Annotated in this window: 17 protein-coding genes; 8 read left to right on the plus strand and 9 right to left on the minus strand. The window is 67.3% G+C overall.

The features are described 5' to 3' along the window. Positions 1-10: 10 nt before the first annotated feature. Both QO015_RS08120 and QO015_RS08125 read right to left on the minus strand, forming a co-directional pair. Positions 11-1,162 carry an ABC transporter ATP-binding protein gene (locus QO015_RS08120; RefSeq protein WP_266280179.1) on the minus strand — a complete coding sequence of 384 codons (1,152 nt, stop codon included), beginning with the start codon at positions 1,160-1,162 and terminating at the stop codon, positions 11-13. Between the two features lie 75 nt (positions 1,163-1,237). Continuing rightward, positions 1,238-2,323 (minus strand): polyamine ABC transporter substrate-binding protein, encoded by a 1,086-nt coding sequence (locus QO015_RS08125; RefSeq protein ID WP_266280177.1) that lies wholly within the window; start codon positions 2,321-2,323, stop codon positions 1,238-1,240. Between the two features lie 224 nt (positions 2,324-2,547). On the opposite strand from QO015_RS08125, the gene QO015_RS08130 reads away from it, so the two are divergent. The 4 genes from QO015_RS08130 to QO015_RS08145 all read left to right on the plus strand — a co-directional run bounded on the left by QO015_RS08130 (position 2,548) and on the right by QO015_RS08145 (position 7,187). Next, a complete protein-coding gene (locus QO015_RS08130) occupies positions 2,548-3,948 on the plus strand; it encodes a glutamine synthetase family protein (RefSeq protein WP_266280176.1) in 1,401 nt (466 codons plus the stop codon). A gap of 115 nt (positions 3,949-4,063) precedes the next feature. After that, entirely contained in the window at positions 4,064-5,446 is a 1,383-nt protein-coding gene (locus QO015_RS08135; protein ID WP_266280175.1) for an aspartate aminotransferase family protein, read from the plus strand. Further along, entirely contained in the window at positions 5,443-5,913 is a 471-nt protein-coding gene (locus QO015_RS08140; RefSeq protein ID WP_266280174.1) for a GNAT family N-acetyltransferase, read from the plus strand. The genes QO015_RS08135 and QO015_RS08140 overlap by 4 nt, the downstream gene beginning before the upstream one ends. After that, positions 5,910-7,187 (plus strand): NAD(P)/FAD-dependent oxidoreductase, encoded by a 1,278-nt coding sequence (locus QO015_RS08145; protein WP_266280173.1) that lies wholly within the window; start codon positions 5,910-5,912, stop codon positions 7,185-7,187. Before QO015_RS08140 ends, QO015_RS08145 begins: the two co-directional genes overlap by 4 nt. Before the next feature lie 14 nt (positions 7,188-7,201). Here QO015_RS08145 and QO015_RS08150 read toward each other — a convergent pair whose 3' ends face one another. Both QO015_RS08150 and QO015_RS08155 read right to left on the minus strand, forming a co-directional pair. After that, positions 7,202-8,584 (minus strand): FAD-containing oxidoreductase, encoded by a 1,383-nt coding sequence (locus QO015_RS08150; protein WP_266280171.1) that lies wholly within the window; start codon positions 8,582-8,584, stop codon positions 7,202-7,204. Continuing rightward, the gene (locus tag QO015_RS08155; protein WP_266280169.1) at positions 8,584-9,045 is read right to left on the minus strand and encodes a DUF4126 domain-containing protein; all 462 of its coding nucleotides are present in this window, start codon (positions 9,043-9,045) and stop codon (positions 8,584-8,586) included. The genes QO015_RS08150 and QO015_RS08155 overlap by 1 nt, the downstream gene beginning before the upstream one ends. Before the next feature lie 191 nt (positions 9,046-9,236). Here QO015_RS08155 and QO015_RS08160 point away from each other — a divergent pair, with 191 nt between their 5' ends. Genes QO015_RS08160 through QO015_RS08175 form a run of 4 tightly spaced genes read left to right on the plus strand, consistent with a single transcriptional unit; the run spans position 9,237 to position 13,022 of the window. Beyond that, positions 9,237-9,962 carry a CerR family C-terminal domain-containing protein gene (locus QO015_RS08160; protein ID WP_266280167.1) on the plus strand — a complete coding sequence of 242 codons (726 nt, stop codon included), beginning with the start codon at positions 9,237-9,239 and terminating at the stop codon, positions 9,960-9,962. After that, the gene (locus QO015_RS08165) at positions 9,959-10,924 is read left to right on the plus strand and encodes an HlyD family secretion protein (protein ID WP_266280165.1); all 966 of its coding nucleotides are present in this window, start codon (positions 9,959-9,961) and stop codon (positions 10,922-10,924) included. Before QO015_RS08160 ends, QO015_RS08165 begins: the two co-directional genes overlap by 4 nt. Beyond that, the gene (locus tag QO015_RS08170) at positions 10,921-11,883 is read left to right on the plus strand and encodes an ABC transporter ATP-binding protein (RefSeq protein ID WP_266280163.1); all 963 of its coding nucleotides are present in this window, start codon (positions 10,921-10,923) and stop codon (positions 11,881-11,883) included. The genes QO015_RS08165 and QO015_RS08170 overlap by 4 nt, the downstream gene beginning before the upstream one ends. After that, positions 11,880-13,022, plus strand: a complete 1,143-nt coding sequence (locus tag QO015_RS08175; RefSeq protein WP_266280162.1) for an ABC transporter permease — start codon at positions 11,880-11,882, stop codon at positions 13,020-13,022. The genes QO015_RS08170 and QO015_RS08175 overlap by 4 nt, the downstream gene beginning before the upstream one ends. A 52-nt stretch (positions 13,023-13,074) precedes the next feature. On the opposite strand, the gene QO015_RS08180 is transcribed toward QO015_RS08175, so the two are convergent. The 5 genes from QO015_RS08180 to QO015_RS08200 all read right to left on the minus strand — a co-directional run bounded on the left by QO015_RS08180 (position 13,075) and on the right by QO015_RS08200 (position 16,997). Beyond that, entirely contained in the window at positions 13,075-13,593 is a 519-nt protein-coding gene (locus QO015_RS08180; RefSeq protein WP_266280161.1) for a DUF1269 domain-containing protein, read from the minus strand. A gap of 150 nt (positions 13,594-13,743) precedes the next feature. Further along, complete coding sequence (locus QO015_RS08185; RefSeq protein WP_266280159.1) at positions 13,744-14,064, minus strand: 2Fe-2S iron-sulfur cluster-binding protein; 321 nt, start codon at positions 14,062-14,064, stop codon at positions 13,744-13,746. After that, complete coding sequence (locus QO015_RS08190; protein WP_266280157.1) at positions 14,061-14,582, minus strand: DUF934 domain-containing protein; 522 nt, start codon at positions 14,580-14,582, stop codon at positions 14,061-14,063. Before QO015_RS08190 ends, QO015_RS08185 begins: the two co-directional genes overlap by 4 nt. 2 nt (positions 14,583-14,584) lie before the next feature. Beyond that, positions 14,585-15,352, minus strand: coding sequence for a phosphoadenylyl-sulfate reductase (locus tag QO015_RS08195; RefSeq protein ID WP_266280155.1), 768 nt, complete (start codon positions 15,350-15,352; stop codon positions 14,585-14,587). After that, positions 15,339-16,997 (minus strand): nitrite/sulfite reductase, encoded by a 1,659-nt coding sequence (locus QO015_RS08200; protein WP_266280153.1) that lies wholly within the window; start codon positions 16,995-16,997, stop codon positions 15,339-15,341. The genes QO015_RS08195 and QO015_RS08200 overlap by 14 nt, the downstream gene beginning before the upstream one ends. Between the last annotated feature and the right edge of the window lie 3 nt (positions 16,998-17,000).

The raw sequence follows: 17,000 nt of genomic DNA on the forward strand, positions 1-17,000 counted from the left end.
CCCGTCTCGCCTAGCGCGTCAGCACGACGCCGGCGTCGCGCGACCAGGTCAGCCAGACCTTGTCTTCCCAGCTGATCGGCCGCTCGACCAGACGGGTGGCATTGGTGATCGTCGCCTTCACGGTCGCGCCCGTCGGCAGGCGGACATGGTAGATCGAGACGTCGCCGAGATAGCCGATGTCCCAGACCTCGCCGGAGAGCGCGTTGACCGAGGTATCGGCCGGCGCGTCACGCGAGATGCGCATCTTTTCCGGCCGGATCGCGAACCAGGCCTCGTCGCCGATCGACGCGGAAAGCGTCTGGTTGACCGCGACCGTGGCGCCGGTCGCGGCGCAGGCGAGCTTCGCGCTGCCCTCCGACGCCTCGGCCACTTTGCCCTCGATGAGATTGATGTCGCCGATGAAGTCGGCCACGTAGCGCGAATTCGGCTGCTCGTAGATCTCGGCCGGCGTCGCCACCTGCACGATGACGCCGTTGTTCATGACGGCGATGCGGTCGGCGACGGTCATCGCCTCTTCCTGGTCGTGCGTGACGATCAGGAAGGTCATGCCGAGCTTCATCTGCAGGTCCATGAGCTCGAACTGCGTTTCCTCGCGCAGCTTCTTGTCGAGCGCGCCAAGCGGCTCGTCGAGCAGCAGGACCTTGGGCTTCTTGGCGAGCGAGCGGGCGAGCGCGACGCGCTGGCGCTGGCCGCCGGAGAGCTGGTGCGGCTTGCGGCGGGCGAACTTCTCGAGCTTGACGAGCGCCAGCATCTCGTCGACGCGGCTCTGGATATCCGGCTTCGGCATACCGGCCTGCTTCAGGCCGAAGGCGATATTGTCGGCCACCGTCATATGCGGGAACAGCGCATAGGACTGGAACATCATGTTGGTCGGCCGCCGATAGGGCGGGATGCCGACGAGGTCCTTGCCTTCGAGGAGGATGCTGCCCTCGGTCGGCTCGTCGAAGCCGCCGAGCATGCGCATCAGTGTCGTCTTTCCGCAGCCCGACGGGCCGAGCAGGGCGAAGAACTCGCGCTCGTAGATCTTGAGCGAGAGATCCTTGACCGCGACGAAATCGCCGAACCGCTTCGTGACGTTGCGGAATTCGATGAAGGGCTTGGCGGACGGGTCATTCCACGGCGCAAAGGCACGCCGAACCGGACCGATCGCGGGACCCACCATCGCTCAACCCCCTTCGCGACGTCGTTGCATCGAAAGGCCGCCCGCCGGGGCGGACGGCCGTTTTTCACCAGGGGCCTACTGGCCTGCCTGGACCTTCTGCCACAGCTCGGTCAGCTTGTCCTGAACCTCTTCGCTGTTCGGCGTCGTCGTGTAGAGATGCTTCATCGTCTCCGGGACCGGATAGATGGTCGGGTCGTTGAGGATCGCCGGATCTACGTACTTCTGCGACTCGAGATTGCCGTTCGGGTACTTCACGAAGTTGGTCGCCTTGGCGATCACCTCCGGCCGCTGGATGTAGTCGATGAAGGCAAAGGCGCCTTCCGGATTCGGCGCGTCCTTGGGGACGACCATCGAATCCATCCAGAGCAGCGCGCCCTCCTTCGGGATCGAGTACTTCACGTCGACGCCTTCCTTGGCGCTGTCGCGCGCCTGCAGGATGTCGCCCGAATAAGAGAAGACGAGGCAGGCCTCGCCGGTCGCCAGCGGGTTGATCAGCGAGGAGTCGAACTTGCGGATATAAGGCCGCACCTTCATGAGGAGGTCGGCGGCCTTCTGGAAGTCCTCGACATTCTTCGAGTTCGGATCGAGCCCGAGATAGTTGAGCGCCGCCGGCATCACGTCCTCGGCGGAGTTCAGCACATAGATGCCGCAATCCTTGAACTTCGCCGCCACTTCCGGCTTGAAGATCATGTCCATGGAATCGACCGGCGCGTTCGGCATCGCCTTGTCGATCTTGACCTTGTCATAGCCGAGGCCGGTCGTGCCCCACATATAGTTCACGGCATGGGCGTTGTCGGGATCATAGGTCGCGAGGCGCTGGTAGATCTCCGGCCAGTTGTATTTGAGGTTCGGGATCTTCGCCTTGTCGAGCGGCTGGAAGATGCCGGCCTCGATCATGACCTGCATGTTGCGGTCGGTCGGCACGACGATGTCGTAGCCCGAGCGGCCGGCGAACATCTTCGCTTCCAGCGTCTCCATCGCATCATAGACGTCGTAGACGACCTTGATGCCGGTTTCCTTGGTGAAATCCTGGAGGATGGAATCGTCGATATAGTTCGACCAGTTATAGACGTGGATTTCCTTGTCCGCCGCGAAAGCGGACAGGGCCGAGCCGGCCAGAAGGGCGGCCGCGAGTGCGATCCGTCCGGAAAACTTCGTCATAGACCCTTTCCCTCTCCATCGTGAGCGTGCCCACATTCCCTGCGCACGCCGAATAGTGACTGCCCCCTGAGCATGCCTAATTGCGCGACGTTATGAGCGATTTCCGTCGCACTCAACTGATTATTCGGGAGCCCGCGCGTCGCTCTCGTCGCAGCCGCCGCAGTTGACTTCCCCCGGCGGCTTGCCACACTTGGCGCCTTATGGCGATACGCCGAGGGGATACCGTGAGCAAAAGGAAAAGGCCCGTGAAAGCGCGCGAGGACGCGCGCCGCGGCGCCGCCTCGCTGGACGAGGCCCGTGAATGGCTTAAGGCGAGAGGGATCGAGGATATCGAGTGCATCGTGCCTGACCAGGCCGGTGTCGCCCGCGGCAAGATGATGCCGGTCGGCAAGTTCCTCGCCGGTCCGACCATGTCGATGCCGGGCTCGATCCTGACCCAGACGATCACCGGGGACTACCCGCCCGACGACAGCGACTACGAGAACGACGCCGCCGACCAGGACATCCTGTTCGAGCCGGACTTCTCGACACTCGCCATCGTTCCCTGGGAGAACGATCCGACGGCGCAGGTCATCCATGACGGTTATCATCGCGACGGCCGCCCCGTGGAGACGGCGCCACGCCAGGTGCTGCGGCGCATGGTCGATCTCTACCAGCGGCAGGGGTGGAAGCCGGTCGTGGCGCCGGAGATCGAGTTCTACCTCGTCAAGCCGAACACCGATCCTGACTACCAGCTCGAGCCGCCGACGGGCCGCTCCGGCCGGCCGGAGGCGGCGCGGCAGTCCTATTCCATCGCCGCGATCAACGAGTTCGACGATCTCTTCGACGACATCTACGACTTCTCGGAAGCGCAGGGCCTCGAGATCGACACGCTGATCCACGAGGAAGGCGCCGCGCAGATGGAGATCAATCTCCTGCACGGCGATCCGCTGACGCTGGCCGACCAGGTGTTCCTCTTCAAGCGCACGCTGCGCGAGGCCGCGCTCAGGCACGACATGTACGCCACCTTCATGGCGAAGCCGATGTCGCGCGAGCCGGGATCGGCGATGCATATCCACCAGTCGGTCGTCGACATCCAGACCGGCCGCAACATCTTCTCCGACGAGGACGGCGACCCGACCGAGCATTTCTTCGCCTTCATCGGCGGCTCGCAGAAATACCTGCCGGCCGTGATGTGCATGCTGGCGCCCTATGTGAACTCCTACCGGCGGCTGGTGCGCTCGTCCTCGGCGCCGGTGAACACGCAATGGGGCTACGACAACCGGACGGTCGGGCTGCGCGTGCCGAATTCGAGCGCGGCGGGTCGGCGGCTCGAGAACCGCCTGCCCTCCTCCGACGCCAATCCCTATCTCGCGATCGCCGCCTCGCTTGCCTGCGGCTATCTCGGCCTCGTCGAAGGGCTGAAGCCCGGAGAACCGGTGACAGGCTCGGCCAATTCGGACGAGATCGACCTGCCGCGCTCGATCCTCGAGGCGGTGTCGCTGTTCGAGGAATGCGAGGAACTGGTCGAGATCTTCGGCAAGCGCTTCGTCTCGACCTACAGGGCGATCAAGCAGGCGGAATACGAGACCTTCATGCAGGTGATCAGCCCTTGGGAGCGCGAGTTCCTGCTCCTGAACGTGTAGCGGATATCGTGCCGCCACACGGGACGGCCGAGCCGGAGCCGGCCGCGGCCCCGCCGGACGCGCGACGGCGGGCTGGATTGCCGGGCCATGCCGGCCATGACGGAAGATGGGCAGAATGACGCTATCCAACCTCACCGCCGACTATCGCGCCCGCGATGCGGCGCACCACATCCATCCCTTCTCCGACATGAAGTCGCTCAATGCCGAAGGCAGCCGCGTCATCGTTCGCGGCGAGGGGTCGTGGATCTACGACAGCGACGGCAACCGCATCCTCGACGGCATGGCGGGCCTTTGGTGCGTCAATATCGGCCACGGCCGCAAGGAGATTGCCGACGCCATCCAGCGCCAGATGGCGGAGATCTCCTACTACAACACCTTCTTCAAGACGACGCATCCGCCGGCCGTGGCGCTCGCCGAGACTCTCGCCCGCCTGACGCCGACGCAGTTCAACCATGTCTTCTTCGTCAATTCCGGCTCCGAGGCCAACGACACCGTCATCCGCATGGTGCGGCATTATTGGGCGACGCTCGGCAAGCCTCGGAAGACGGTGATCGTCGCGCGCTGGAACGCCTATCATGGCTCGACCATGGGCGGCGGCAGCCTCGGCGGCATGAAGCCGATCCATTCGCAGGGCGGCCTGCCGATCCCCGACATCCATCACATCGCCCAGCCCTACTGGTTCGGCGAGGGCGGCGACATGACGCCGGACGAATTCGGCGTTGCCGCGGCCCGCGCCCTCGAAACGGCGATCGACGAGATCGGCGAGGACCGGATCGGCGCCTTCATCGCGGAGCCGATCCAGGGCGCCGGCGGCGTCATCATCCCGCCCGCCACCTACTGGCCGGAGATCGCGCGCATCCTGAAGGATCGCGAGATCCTGCTCGTCGCCGACGAGGTCATCACCGGCTTCGGCCGCACCGGCAACTGGTTCGGTTCCGAAACCTTCGGCATCGAGGCCGATCTGATGCCGATCGCCAAGGGCCTGTCCTCCGGCTATCTGCCGATCGGCGGCGTCATGGTCTCCGACAAGGTCGCCGAGGTGCTGATCGGGCCGGGCGGCGAGTTCAACCACGGCTTCACCTATTCCGCCCATCCGGTGGCAGCGGCGGCGGCGCTCGAGAATCTCCGGATCATCGAGGATGACAGGCTCGTCGAGCGCGTGCGCGACGATATCGGCCCCTATCTTCAGGAGCGCTGGCGGGCGCTCGGCGAGCATCCGCTCGTCGGCGAGGCGCGGATGACTGGCCTGATGGGCGCGCTGGAACTCGTTCCCGACAAGCCATCGCGCAAGAGCGCGTTCCCCGATACCGGCAAGGTGGGCACGATTGCCCGCGACTTCTCTTTCCGCAACGGCCTCGTGATGCGCGCTGTCCGCGATTCGCTGATCCTGTCGCCGCCCTTCACGCTGTCGCACGAGGAAGCCGACTATCTGGTCGCGACCGCCCGCAAGACGCTCGACGATACGCTGGCCGAAGTGAAGCGGCTCGGCCTCAAATGACCGTCGCGATCCGTGTCGCCACGGCCAACGAGGTCCCGATCCTCAACGCCATCCGCACCAGCGTGCGCGAGAACCACATGTCGCTGGAACGGATGGCGGACTATGGCATCACGCCCGAGGTTATCGCGCGCGTCATCACCACCACCGGGCGCGGCTTCATCGCCAGCGTCGACGGCGTCGATGCCGGCATCTCGATCGCGGAGGCCGAGGCGGGCTGCATCTTCGCGATGTTCGTGCTCCCCGATTACGAGGGTATGGGTCTCGGGCGCCTGCTGATGGCGAAGGCCGAACGCTTCCTTTTTGAGGCCGGCTGTCGCGACGTCTGGCTCGAAGCCGGCGCGGTCGAGGGGCTGCGTGCGCACGGTTTCTACGCGCATCTTGGCTGGCGCCACGACGGGTTGATGCCGGACGGACAACTGCGCTTCGTGAAGAGCCGCGACGAACTTGTGCGCGGCCCCGCCGCATGACGGCGGCGCACGCCCCCTCCTGGTATGCCGAGACGGCCGACCCGTCGCTCGCCTTCGCCCCGCTAGACGGCGACCGCAAGGCGCATGTCGCGATCGTCGGCGGCGGCTTCACCGGCCTTTCCGCGGCGCTGCATCTCGCCGAGGCCGGCATCGAGACGGTGCTGGTCGAGGCCGGCAAGGTCGGGTCCGGCGCTTCGGGCCGCAATGGCGGGCAGCTCCATACGGGCCAGCGGCGCGACCAGGAATGGCTGGAGCGGCGGCTGGGCCGGCCGGCGGCCCATGAACTCTGGAACCTCGCGGAAGAGGCGAAAGCGCTCGTCCACGAGCTGATCGCGCGCCACGATATCGATGCGGAATGGCGCCCAGGCCTCGTCGAGGCGGTGCACAAGCGCCGGCTCGTCGCCGAGGAACGCGCCTATGTCGATCACCTGAACACGGATTACGGCTACGAACCCGCCGAATGGATCGAGCCCGAGCGCCTCGCGGCGATGATCGGCAGCAACGCCTATTTCGGCGGCCGCTACGACCGGACGGCCGGACATCTGCATCCGCTCAAATTCGCGCAAGGACTCGCCCGCGCCGCGGCGCGCGCCGGCGCCAGCATCCATGAGAACACGACGGCGATCCGGCTCGATCCCGGCATCAAGCCCGCCCTCGTGACAAAACGCGGCACCATCCACGCCGACATCGTCGTCCTCGCCGGCAACGGCCTCCTCGACGGCATCGACGAGGAGACGGAGACGCGGGCGATGCCGATCAAGAACTACATCCTCACCACCGAGCCGATCGGCGCCGGCAGGCCGGGCGGCCTCATCCCCGGCGGCGAGGCCGTGTCGGATTCCCGCTTCGTCGTCTATTACTGGCGGCCGACCGGCGACGGGCGCATTCTCTTCGGCGGCGGCGAGACCTATTCGCGGCAGGATCCCGCCGACATCTTCGCCTTCGTGCGGCGGCATCTGCTCAAGGTCTATCCCTCGCTCGCCGCTACCCGGATCGACCATGCCTGGGGCGGCACGCTGGCGGTGACCGTGAACCGGCTGCCCTTCCTGCGCCGCATCCGACCCGGCATCTATGCCGCCTCGGGCTATTCCGGACAGGGCGTCGCGCTCGCGCCGTTCGGGGGCAAGATCATCGCCGAGGCGATCCTCGGCAATCCCGGACGGCTCGACAGCTTTGCCGCCCTGCCCTGCCCCCGCTTCCCCGGCGGCAAGCTGCTGCGCTGGCCGGCCCTCGTCGCGGGCATGAGCTGGTATGCGCTGCGGGACCGGATCTGACGGCCCACGGCCTGTCACTCCAGTGGCGTGAGCCCCTGAACGATGGTCGGCAGCAGTTCCGAGACATTCGGATGGATCGGGACCGAGCGAGCCATCACCGTGTAGGGCGCATCGGCATAGATGAGGTTCAGGATCGAGTGCACGACCTCGTCGCCGCCGACGCCGAGGATCGAGGCGCCGAGAAACCGCCCGGTCTCGGCATCAACCAGGATCTTGATGAAGCCCTGGCTGACGCCCTTTTCCGTGGCGCGGGAGACGCGCGACATCGGCCGCGTGCCGATCAGCGCCTTGCGCCCGCTCTTCCTGACCGCCGCCTCCGTCATGCCGACGCGGCCGAGCGGGGGATCGACATAGAGCGCATAGCATTCGTGCCGGTCGGAGACGCGGCGATCGTCGCCATCGAGCAGGTTGGCGGCGACGATCTCGAAATCGTTGTAGGAGGTATGGGTGAAGGCGCCGCGGCCATTGCAGTCGCCGAGCGCGAAGATGCCCGGCACGCTGGTCTCGAGCCGGTCGTCGACCGCGATGAAGCCGCGCTCATCGGTTGCGACGCCGGCACGGTCGAGGCCGAGATCGTCGGTGTTCGGCCGCCGTCCGACAGCGAGCAGCACATGCGAGGCATGCACCTCCCGCTCGCCGCTGCGGCAATCCACCCCCACGGTGACGCCGCCATCAGGACGGGAATGGAGGCTGATGCATTCGGCATCGAGCCGGAACCCGATGCCCTCTCCTTCCAGGATTCCCTTCACTTCCTCGGAGACGTCCTCGTCCTCGCGCGCGATCAGCCGTGAGCCCTTCTCGATGATCGTCACCTCGGAGCCGAGGCGGCGGAAGATCTGGCCGAATTCGAGCCCGATATAGCTGCCGCCGACGATGGCGAGATGACGCGGCAATTCCTTGAGCTGCAGGATCGAGGTGTTGGTGAGGAAGGGCACGTCATGCACGCCCGGCAGCTCGGGCACCGCCGCCCGGCCGCCGGCATTGATGAAGATGCGACCTGCCTGCAGAAGTTCGTCGTCGACGCGGACGCTCTGCGCCGTCTCGAAGCGCGCGTGGCCCTCGATCAGAGTGCAGTTCTCCATGCCGCCGATCCAGCCGGCGAGCCCCTGCTGCGACTTCGCGACGACGGCGTCCTTGCGCGCCATCACGGCCGGGAAATCGACCATCACCGGCCCGCCGACCGTGAAGCCGTAGTCGGCGCCCCGGCGGGCGGTATGGATCGCCTCGGCGCTGGCGACCAGCGTCTTGGTCGGTGTGCAGCCGGTGTTGACGCAGGTGCCGCCGACGAGATGGCGTTCTATCAGCGCCACCTTCTGGCCGGCGGCGCTGAGGCGGCCGGCGAGCGGAATGCCGGCCTGCCCGGCGCCGATGATGATGGCGTCGAAGTGCCGCGCCATCAGACGGCGGCCGCGATGGCGAGCGCGCCGACGACGGCGACGACGTCCTCGATCAGCGCGGCCGGCAGGTCGCGGCCGAAGGCCCGCGCGAGACGCCCGCGGATCTCCGCACCGCCGAGGGTGCCGATGACGGCTCCTATGGCGCCAGCGACGAGGCCACCGACGAGCGAGCCGCCCACCGTGCCGATCACCGCGCCGCAGAAGGCACCGCTCACGATGCGGGCGCCGAACTGCATCGGCACCTTGCGGCTCGGCGTCGAGGGAAGCTGGTCGGTGACCAGTTCGACGAGCGCGAGGATCGAGAAGACCAGCACGGCGATCCAGTGCGCCATGAAGGAGGCCCAGGTTCCAGCGACGGCGTACCAGCCGAGCCAGGCGCCCCAGGCGAGACCGGCCGGCGCCGCCATGGCCCTGAGACCAGCGATCACACCGATGAGCAATGCGAGAAGGTAGACCGACATGCGAAGAGCCCCTCTTCGGTTTGCGGTAGATCAAACTGTCGATCCTTACGCCCGCTCCTGCAAGCAAAACCTCCAGGTGTATGTAATAAATTCATTCGATTGATTGACTTTATCGTCGAGAGCAGCCAGAGTACCTGCGTGCGCTCGGCCACGGCAGGGCGCATCCGGGGCGGGGGCCCAGGGGATTCGCAATGAGCGGAACGGACGGCAAGGCTCGCGCCGAACCGGCGGAGCGGTCGCGGCACGCACAGCGGGCACGTCAGGATCGCGGTGCCGAGACCCGCGCCCGGCTGATGGTGGCGGCGCTCGACGTGTTCGGGCGGCTCGGCTTCGAGGCGGCGTCGACGCGGGAGATCGCCCGCCAGGCCGACGCCAATCTCGCCGCGATCGTCTATCATTTCGGCGGCAAGGAAGGTCTTCACCGCGCGGTCGCCGAACATGTGACGGCCGAGATCCAGCAACGCCTCGGACCGGCCGCGGCGCGGGTCAGCGAGGCCTTCGCCGCCGGCGCGCTCGACAAGCCGGCTGCGCGTCGCCTGCTCCAGGGCATGGCCGAGGCGCATCTCGACACCATGCTCGGGCTTCGCGAGGCGGAGGCCTGGGCCCGCTTCATCGTCCGCGAGCAGATGGAGCCCTCCCCCGTCCTCGAGACGCTGATCGGCTTCATGACGCCGATGCACGCGATCCTGCGGCGGCTCGTCGGCGTTCTCATGGACCGCGACCCGGACAGCGACGAGGTCGGCTTCCTTGTCTTCACGCTGCTCGGCCAGGCCATGGTGTTTCGCGTCGCGCAGCCGATTGTGCTTCGGCTGACAGGCCGCGACGCCATCACCGTCGGCGACCGCGCCCTGATCGCCTCGCTGATCGCCGGCAATATCGACCGCATCACCGGCGTGCCGCTCGAGGGCCGACCGTGACGATCGTGCGCGTCCTCTCGGCCATCGGCGTGACACTGGCGCTGGCCGCCTGCACGCGCGAAGCCGCTCCACCGACGCTACAGGGCTATGTCGAGGGCGATTTCCTGCATATCGGGCCCGAGAGCGCCGGCCGGCTCACGCATCTCGATGTCGAGAAGGGCGACAGCGTCGTGGCGGGTGCCGCTCTCTTCGCGCTCGACACGCGCGACGAAACGGCTGCGCTGGCGCAGGCCGAGGCTGAACGCGCCGCCGCGGCGTCCTCGCTTCAGGATCTTCTGACCGGCCGCCGGCCGGAGGAGATCGCCGTCCTCGAATCGAACCTCGCCGAGGCCAGGGCGCAGCAGAGCGCCGCCGAGAAGGCCTATACCCGCAATCAGGCGCTGGAGACCCGAGCCGTCGCCTCGGCCGCCGTGCTCGACCAGGCGCGCGCCGATCTCGACGCCGCCAATGCCCGCGTGGATGCGGCAACCCGCAACCTGGACGTCGCGCGGCTGCCGGCACGGCCGGACGCCATCGAGGCCGCCCGTGCGACGCTGGCGGCGCGCGAGGCGGCGGTGACGGCCGCCCGGACGCGGCTTGCGCGACGCAGCGTCACCGCCCCGGCCGCCGGCCGCATCAACGACATCCTCTTTCGCATCGGCGAGATGGTGCCAGCCGGCAGCCCCGTCCTCTCGCTGCTGCCGCCCGAGAACCGCCACATCGTCTTCTTCCTGCCGGAGCCTCGGCGGAGCGCCGTCCAACCCGGCGACCGCGTGGCCGTCTCCTGCGACGGCTGCACGACAGGTCTGACGGCGACCATATCGCGCATCGCCGAGAACGCGGAGTTCGCGCCGCCGGTCATCTATTCGACTGAAAGCCGGGCTCGCCTCGTCTGGCGCGTCGAGGCGAAGCCCGATGCCGGCGCGTCGTCCCTCACGCCCGGCCAGCCCGTCGACGTGACGCTCACGAGCACCGCGCCGTGACGGGCGAGGACGCGCCGATCATCGCGATCAGCGGGCTCACCAAGAGCTATTCTGGCCGCAAGGTGGTCGACGATGTCGCGCTGGAGGTCCGCCGTGGCGAGATCGTCGGCTTTCTCGGCCCCAATGGCTCCGGCAAGACGACCACCATCCGCATGATCTGCGGGCTGCTGAAGCCCGACTCCGGCTCGGGCACCTGCCTCGGCCTCGACATCCTGACGCAGTCGGCCCGCATCAAGCGCGAGGTCGGCTACATGACGCAGCGCTTCTCGCTCTACGAAGACCTGACCATCCGCGAGAATCTGGATTTCGTGGCGCGCGTCTACGGTCTCGCCGACCGCCGCGCCCGCGTCACGGAGACGGTCCGTCGCCTCGGCCTCGAACGGCGCCGCGACCAGTTGGCCGGCGCGCTCTCCGGCGGCTGGAAGCAGCGGCTGGCGCTCGCCGCATCCGTCATGCACGAGCCGAAGCTGCTGCTGCTCGATGAGCCGACGGCGGGCGTCGATCCGCAGGCGCGGCGCGAGTTCTGGGACGAGATCCACCGCCTCGCCGCCGACGGCCTCACGGTGCTCGTCTCGACCCACTACATGGACGAGGCCGAACGCTGCCACCGCATCGTCTATATCGCCTATGGCCGCATCGTGGCCCGCGGCACGGTCGCCGAGGTCATCGCCGCCTCGGGCCTTTCGACCATCGTCGTCACGGGGGCCAATGTGGTGCGCGTCGCGGCGGCCGTGCGCGGGCGCGACGGTGTCGAGCAGGTGGCGCCGTTCGGCAACGATCTCCACGTCGTCGGCACGGACCCGGAGCGCCTCCGTGCCGCCGTGGACGCGGCCATTGCCGAGGCGGGCGGCGGCGTCACGGCCGAGACGGGCTCGACCGGCCTCGAAGACGTCTTCATCCGGCTGATGCAGCAGGCCGCCCTCGCCGACGACTCCACCCCGTCCGGGAGACGCCCATGAGCGCGTCATCGGCACTGTCTGGATCGCGCATCCTCGCAATGATGATCAAGGAGTTCATCCAGCTCAGGCGAGACCGGATGACCTTCGCCATGATCCTCGCGATCCCGGTGATGCAGCTCGTCCTGTTCGGCTATGCGATCAACACCGATCCGAAAGAGCTGCCGACGCTGGTGACCGCAGCCGACAACGGACCGCATGTCCGCGCGGTCGTCTCGGCGCTCGCCAGCTCGCGCTATTTCGCGTTGCGGCCGGGGCTCGCCAGCGAGAGCGAAGGAGCGGCGTCACTGGTCGACGGCAGCGCTGCCTATGTCATCTCGTTCCCGCCGGGCTTTGAGCGCGACCTCGCGCGTGGCCTGCGCCCGCAGATCCTCGTCGAGGCGGATGCCACCGATCCATCCGCCTCGGCCAATGCGCTCGGCGCGCTGTCGCAGATCGTCGATGCCGCGCTCGCAAGGAGCCTTGCAGGACCGCTGGCCGGAAGCGCGCCGACGCCGAGTCCGGTCGATCTCGTCATCCACCGGCGCTTCAACCCCGAGGGCATCACCGCCTACAACATCGTGCCGGGCCTCCTCGGCACGATCCTAACCATGACGACGATCCTGATGACGGCGCTGGCCCTGACGCGGGAGCGCGAGCGCGGCACGCTGGAAAACCTCATGGCGACGCCGGCGACCCCACTCGAGATCATGCTGGGCAAGATCGTGCCCTATATCGGCATCGGCACGCTGCAGGTGGCGATCATCCTCGTCTGCGCGCGGCTCCTGTTCGAGGTGCCCATGCAGGGCTCGCTCGCGCTGCTCGTCGCGGTGACGTTCCTCTTCATCGGCGCGAGCGTCACGCTCGGCTACACGTTCTCGACGATCGCGCGGACGCAGATGCAGGCCATGCAGATGACCTTCTTCTGGTTCCTGCCGTCGATCCTCCTGTCGGGATTCATGTTCCCGTTCCGAGGCATGCCGGACTGGGCGCAGCTGATCGGCGCGGTGCTGCCGCTCACCCACTATATCCGCTCGGTGCGCGGCATCATGCTGAAGGGAAGCGGAGCGGCCGATCTCGCCGGCGAAGTCTGGCCGCTCGCCGTCTTCTGGCTGGCCGTCGCGGCGATCGCGCTGGTCCGCTACCGGCGCACGCTCGACTGAGCTGCCGGTGATCGAGCGGCCGGTTCTGGCCGGCCGCCCTCAGGGGATCCACTCAGGCCGACGGGGCGGCCGGGGTGTCGTGCACAGGGGAACCGGCCAGCGCCTCACGCAGCGCCGTTTCCTTCTCGTTGTTGAGCGAGGTCTTCAGCACCACGCCGCCCGAGCCGCGGATTTCCTCGAGCACCTTGTCGGCGGTCATCGAGCGGATCAGCAGGAAGAGGACGGCATTGCCCGGCTGGATCGACGACGACAGGTCCTTCATGAACTTGTCGTTGATGCCGAAATCGGCGAGCAGTCCGCCCAGCGCGCCCGAGGCGGCGCCGATGACGACGCCCACGACCGGCATCAGGAACACCATGCCGACCAAGAGGCCCCAGAAGCTGCCCGAGGCGGCGCCGGTGGCGGTCGTGTTGACCATCTGGTGCAGCTTGATCTTGTTGTCGTCGGTCTTCACCGCGATGACCGCGTCATCGAGGCTGATCAGATATTCCTTCTGCAGCGTCAGGAATTCCTGGCGGACGGCCTCGGCCTTTTCCAGCGAGGGATAGACGATAGCGACGAGATCGGACATGGCGCTCCTCGAAAGTGAGAACGGCGACTCTTTGGCGACGATCGCACGTCCTGCGTGATCGTTGCGTGACAGGCGCCAGCATAGCGATCGGCGGAGCGATGGCGAGGGGAAGTCGAGGCCCCCGCACAGGGAAGTCGCGGACGGCGGTGATCAGCCCGGCTCGCTGCCCGGCGCCAGCGTGACGCGGAGGCCGTCGAGATCGTCCGACATGAGGATCTGGCAGGAGAGCCGCGAGTTGGATTTCACCATCATCGCGTCGTCGAGCCGTTCCTCCTCCTCGTCGCTCATCGGAACGAGGCGGTCGAGCCAGTCGGGATCGACATAGACATGGCAGGTTGCGCAGGCGAGCGCGCCGCCGCACTCCGCCTTGATGGGCAGGCCCCAGTCGCGGATCACCTCCATGACGCGCCAGCCCTCGAGTGCCTCGAGCTCGTGCTCGCCGCCGTCCTGATCCGTGACGAAAAGCTTCATGTCGCTCCCATACGCGCCGCCCGCCGCGCCCAGGGCCGCTTTCCGGCCGGGACTTCGCCATTCTCGGAGGCTGGCTGAAGATATTCCTTTACCTCGGGCCAGCGTCCTTCGGCCAGACCCTTGATGACGATGGGATCATGGGTCTCGAAGGCGTCGAAGCCGACGCGGCGCAGCAGCGGAATCTGGTCGAGGAAAAAGGCGCCGACGGCGCGAAGCTCACCCCTGAAACCGTCGCGCTCGCGCAGCAGGCGGCCGATCGAGAAGGCGCGACCGTCGGCGAATTTCGGGAGGTCGGCCGCGACGACGGCGAAACGGTCGAGATCGGGGACGAGATCGGTCCAGTCGGCGCCCGGCTCGATCACGACGCCGAGCGGCCGCGGCCAGGCGAGAAGCGCCTCGCGCTCCTCGCGATAGCGGGCGAGGCCGACGATGGCGCCGCCATGGTGCGGCAGCTCCGCCTCGCCATGGACATGCGTGAAGCCGTCCTCGACGAAAACGCCATGTTTCCACAGAGCCATGTTCAGATCCCGCTGCCGTCGGACTCGCCGAGATGGATGCCGCATTCCGTCTTGTCGAGCCCGCGCCAGCGGCCCGCGCGCTCGTCCTCGCCCGGCTTCACCTTGGAGGTGCAGGGCTGGCAGCCGATCGAGGGATAGCCCTTCGCGACCAGGGGATGGGCCGGCATCGCATGCTCGGCCATATAGGCCTTGAGCTCGGCCGACGACCAGCTGGCGAGCGGATTGACCTTCACCCGCCGCCCATCCTGCTCGAAGAGCTGGATCGCGGCGCGCGTCGCGGCCTGGAAGCGCTTGCGGCCGGTGAACCAGGCGTCGAAGCCCGCGAGCGCCCGCGCCAGAGGCTCCGTCTTGCGGATCTGGCAGCAGAGATCGGCGTCGGTCATCCACAACGCCTTGTAGCGGTCCTTGTCGTCGAGCGCGGCGGGATCGGGCGCCACGGTCCGCACATCGGTGAGGCCCAGCGTCTCGACCAGAGTGTCGCGATAGGCGAGCGTCTCGGGGAAGAGTCGCAGCGTATCGATGAAGACGACGGGCACGTCGCGGCTCACGCTCGCCACCACATGCAGCAGCACCGAGGATTCGGCGCCGAAGGAGGAAACGAGCGCGATCCGCTCGCCGAAGAGTTCGAGCGCCTTGGCTATCGCCTCGCGCGCTCCGAGATGGCCATAACGGGCGTTGAGGATGGCGGCCTCCTCGAGGCCGGCATTCTCGTGGTCGAACAGCGGCGCGGCGCCGGCCGCGCCTGACGGCGATGGCTCAAGCCGCGCCATAGAGCGCCTCCTTGAACGGCGCCTGGCCGAGGCGGCGATAGGCGGCGAGGAAGGTCTCCTCCGGTGAGGCGCGCTGCGCGACATAGGTGTCGACGATCGTCTCGACCGCATCGACGATCTCCTCGGTGGAGAAGCCGCGACCGATGATGTCGCCGATCGAGGCCGCCTCGTCGCCGGAGCCGCCGAGCGAGATCTGGTAGAACTCCTCGCCCTTCTTCTCCACGCCGAGAATGCCGATATGGCCGACATGGTGATGGCCGCAGGCATTGATGCAGCCGGAGATCTTGATCTTGAGCTCGCCGATCTCACGCTGGCGGGCGATGTCGCCGAAGCGCTCTGAGATGCGCTGCGCCACGGGAATCGAGCGGGCATTGGCGAGCGCGCAATAATCGAGGCCCGGGCAGGCGATGATGTCGGTGACGAGGCCGGCATTGGCGGTCGCAAGGCCTGCTGCGACCAGCCCGTCATAGACCGCGCGCAGCGCCGTCTCGGGCAGATGCGGCAGGATCAGGTTCTGCTCGTGGCTGACGCGGATCTCGTCATAGGCGTAGCGCTCGGCGAGGTCGGCAACGGCGTCCATCTGGTCGGCGGTGGCGTCGCCCGGCGTACCGCCGATGGCCTTCAGCGAGATGGTCGCCGAGACATGGCCGGCGACCGCATGCGGATCCGTGTTCTGCCGCACCCAGGCGTCGAATTCGGGATCGGCGGCGAGGGTCACCGCGAGGGCAGGATCGCTGTCCAGCGGGCGCACGGCGTCGGGCAGCGCGAAATACTCACGAATGCGCTCGACCTCGCCCTGCGGAAGCTTCAAGGCGCCATGGCGAATGCGCTCCCATTCCTCCTCGACCTGGCGCGTGATCTCCTCCGCGCCCATCTCGTGGACGAGGATCTTGATGCGGGCCTTGTATTTGTTGTCGCGCCGGCCCGAGAGGTTGTAGACGCGCAGGATCGCCTCGCAATAGGAGAGCAGGTCCTCTTCCGGAAGGAAGTCGCGGATCTTCTTGGCCAGCATCGGCGTGCGGCCCTGCCCGCCGCCGACATAGACGGCGAAGCCGAGGCGGCCATTCCCGTCGCGCTTCAGATGCAGGCCGATATCGTGCACCTGGATGGCGGCACGATCGCGCTCCGCTCCCGTGACCGCGACCTTGAACTTGCGCGGCAGGAACAGGAATTCCGGGTGCAGCGACGACCACTGGCGCAGGATCTCGGCATAGGGCCGGGGATCGGCCACCTCGTCGGCGGCGGCGCCGGCAAAGTGATCGGCGGTCACGTTGCGGATGCAGTTGCCGGAGGTCTGGATGGCATGCATCTCGACCTCGGCCAGCTCGGCGAGGATATCCGGGATGTCGGAGAGCTTCGGCCAGTTGAACTGAAGGTTCTGGCGGGTCGTGAAATGACCGTAGCCGCGGTCGTAGCGGCGCGCGACATGGGCGAGACGGCGCATCTGGACGCTGTTCAGCGTGCCATAGGGCACTGCGATCCGCAGCATGTAGGCGTGCAGTTGCAGATAGACGCCATTCTGCAGGCGCAGCGGCTTGAACTGGTCCTCGGTGAGGTCCCCGGAAAGGCGCCGGTTCACCTGGTCGCGGAACTGCGCGACGCGATCGGTCACGAAGTCCTGGTCGAACTCGTCATAGCGATACATGGG

Origin of the sequence: Kaistia geumhonensis, from assembly GCF_030815145.1 — a bacterium.
GTDB classification, from domain to species: domain Bacteria; phylum Pseudomonadota; class Alphaproteobacteria; order Rhizobiales; family Kaistiaceae; genus Kaistia; species Kaistia geumhonensis.

Excerpts from the sequence above, each read along its gene's own strand:
- QO015_RS08155 (WP_266280169.1), bottom strand. The coding sequence starts at position 9,045 with ATGTCGGTCTACCTTCTCGCATTGCTCATCGGTGTGATCGCTGGTCTC.
- QO015_RS08175 (WP_266280162.1), top strand. The coding sequence starts at position 11,880 with ATGAGCGCGTCATCGGCACTGTCTGGATCGCGCATCCTCGCAATGATG.
- QO015_RS08135 (WP_266280175.1), top strand. The coding sequence starts at position 4,064 with ATGACGCTATCCAACCTCACCGCCGACTATCGCGCCCGCGATGCGGCG.
- QO015_RS08195 (WP_266280155.1), bottom strand. The coding sequence starts at position 15,352 with ATGGCGCGGCTTGAGCCATCGCCGTCAGGCGCGGCCGGCGCCGCGCCG.
- QO015_RS08160 (WP_266280167.1), top strand. The coding sequence starts at position 9,237 with ATGAGCGGAACGGACGGCAAGGCTCGCGCCGAACCGGCGGAGCGGTCG.
- QO015_RS08180 (WP_266280161.1), bottom strand. The coding sequence starts at position 13,593 with ATGTCCGATCTCGTCGCTATCGTCTATCCCTCGCTGGAAAAGGCCGAG.
- QO015_RS08190 (WP_266280157.1), bottom strand. The coding sequence starts at position 14,582 with ATGGCTCTGTGGAAACATGGCGTTTTCGTCGAGGACGGCTTCACGCAT.
- QO015_RS08120 (WP_266280179.1), bottom strand. The coding sequence starts at position 1,162 with ATGGTGGGTCCCGCGATCGGTCCGGTTCGGCGTGCCTTTGCGCCGTGG.
- QO015_RS08145 (WP_266280173.1), top strand. The coding sequence starts at position 5,910 with ATGACGGCGGCGCACGCCCCCTCCTGGTATGCCGAGACGGCCGACCCG.
- QO015_RS08150 (WP_266280171.1), bottom strand. The coding sequence starts at position 8,584 with ATGGCGCGGCACTTCGACGCCATCATCATCGGCGCCGGGCAGGCCGGC.
- QO015_RS08125 (WP_266280177.1), bottom strand. The coding sequence starts at position 2,323 with ATGACGAAGTTTTCCGGACGGATCGCACTCGCGGCCGCCCTTCTGGCC.
- QO015_RS08140 (WP_266280174.1), top strand. The coding sequence starts at position 5,443 with ATGACCGTCGCGATCCGTGTCGCCACGGCCAACGAGGTCCCGATCCTC.
- QO015_RS08200 (WP_266280153.1), bottom strand. The coding sequence starts at position 16,997 with ATGTATCGCTATGACGAGTTCGACCAGGACTTCGTGACCGATCGCGTC.
- QO015_RS08185 (WP_266280159.1), bottom strand. The coding sequence starts at position 14,064 with ATGAAGCTTTTCGTCACGGATCAGGACGGCGGCGAGCACGAGCTCGAG.